The following is a 1,220-nucleotide window of genomic DNA, read 5'->3' on the forward strand; positions in this document are numbered from 1 at the left end:
GGCCGTGCTCGCGGCGGGCTTCGGGTCGGCGCTCGCGGTGGCGGTCGGGGTGATCCTGGGCGCGCGGGCGGTGGCCGGGGAGCGCCGGGCCGGAGAAACGGAGTCGTCGGGGCGGGCGGAGTGAGCGGGGCAGGGGGCGCTGGACGACACTGGGGGCCATGACAGTTGACGCTCTGACAGATGTCGCCGGACTGCGCGTGGGACACGCGACCCGGACCGGCGACGGGTGGCTCACCGGGACGACGGTCGTGCTCGCGCCGGAGGGCGGAGCGGTGGCGGCCGTGGATGTGCGGGGCGGCGGGCCCGGCACCAAGGAGACCGACGCCCTGGATCCGCGCAACGTGGTGCGGAGCGTGGAGGCGGTGGTGCTGACGGGGGGCAGCGCGTACGGGCTGGACTCGGCGTCGGGTGTGATGGCCTGGCTGGAGGAGCGCGGGCGCGGGGTGCGGGTCGGTCCCGATCCGGGGCACGTCGTGCCGGTGGTGCCCGCCGCGTGTGTCTTCGACCTGGGCCGGGGCGGCGACTTCCGGGCCCGGCCGGACGCGGCCACCGGTCGGGCGGCCGTCGAGGCGGCTGCCGCGAGCGAGTCGGGCGCGCCCGTCCAGGAGGGGTGCGTGGGTGCCGGTACGGGAGCCGTGATCGGGTTCCTCAAGGGCGGGGTAGGCACCGCGAGCACCGTACTGCCGTCGGGGATCACGGTGGCGGCGCTGGTGGTGGCGAACGCGGCGGGGTTCTCGGTGGATCCGGAGACGGGGGTGCTGTACGGAGAGCTGTTCGCGGAATTGTTCGGCGGGCGGCGGCCAGTGTATCCGGCGGCCGGTGTGCACGAGGTGGCGCGGCGGCGGCTGGCGGAGGTCGCCGCGCAGGTCCCGCTTCCGCCGCTGAACACCACGCTGGCGGTGGTCGCGACCGACGCGGCGCTGACGAAGGCGCAGGCGCAGAAGGTGGCCGGCACGGCGCACGACGGCATCGCGCGTGCCGTACGGCCGGTGCATCTGCTCACCGACGGGGACACGGTGTTCACGCTGGCGACCGGGGCGCGCCGCATGGACGAGGACGACCCGCTGGCGCTGAACGAGATCCTCGCGGCGGGCGCGGACCAGGTCACCCGGGCGATCGTCCGGGCGGTCCGGGCGGCGGAGCCGGTGGCGGGGCCGGGCGGGGCGTGGCCGTCGTACGGGGAGCTGTACGGAGAGCTGTACGGAGAGCTGTACGGAGAG

1 protein-coding gene is annotated in these 1,220 nt (G+C 76.1%); it reads left to right on the top strand.

The window, feature by feature from the left end; translation table 11 throughout:
- Positions 1-158: 158 nt before the first annotated feature.
- On the top strand, positions 159-1,220 hold a 1,062-nt coding region (locus tag AOK08_RS42280; protein ID WP_055535916.1), incomplete at its 3' end, for a P1 family peptidase.

The sequence above is a fragment of the Streptomyces graminilatus genome, assembly GCF_001418565.1.
In the GTDB taxonomy this organism is placed as follows: domain Bacteria; phylum Actinomycetota; class Actinomycetes; order Streptomycetales; family Streptomycetaceae; genus Streptomyces; species Streptomyces graminilatus.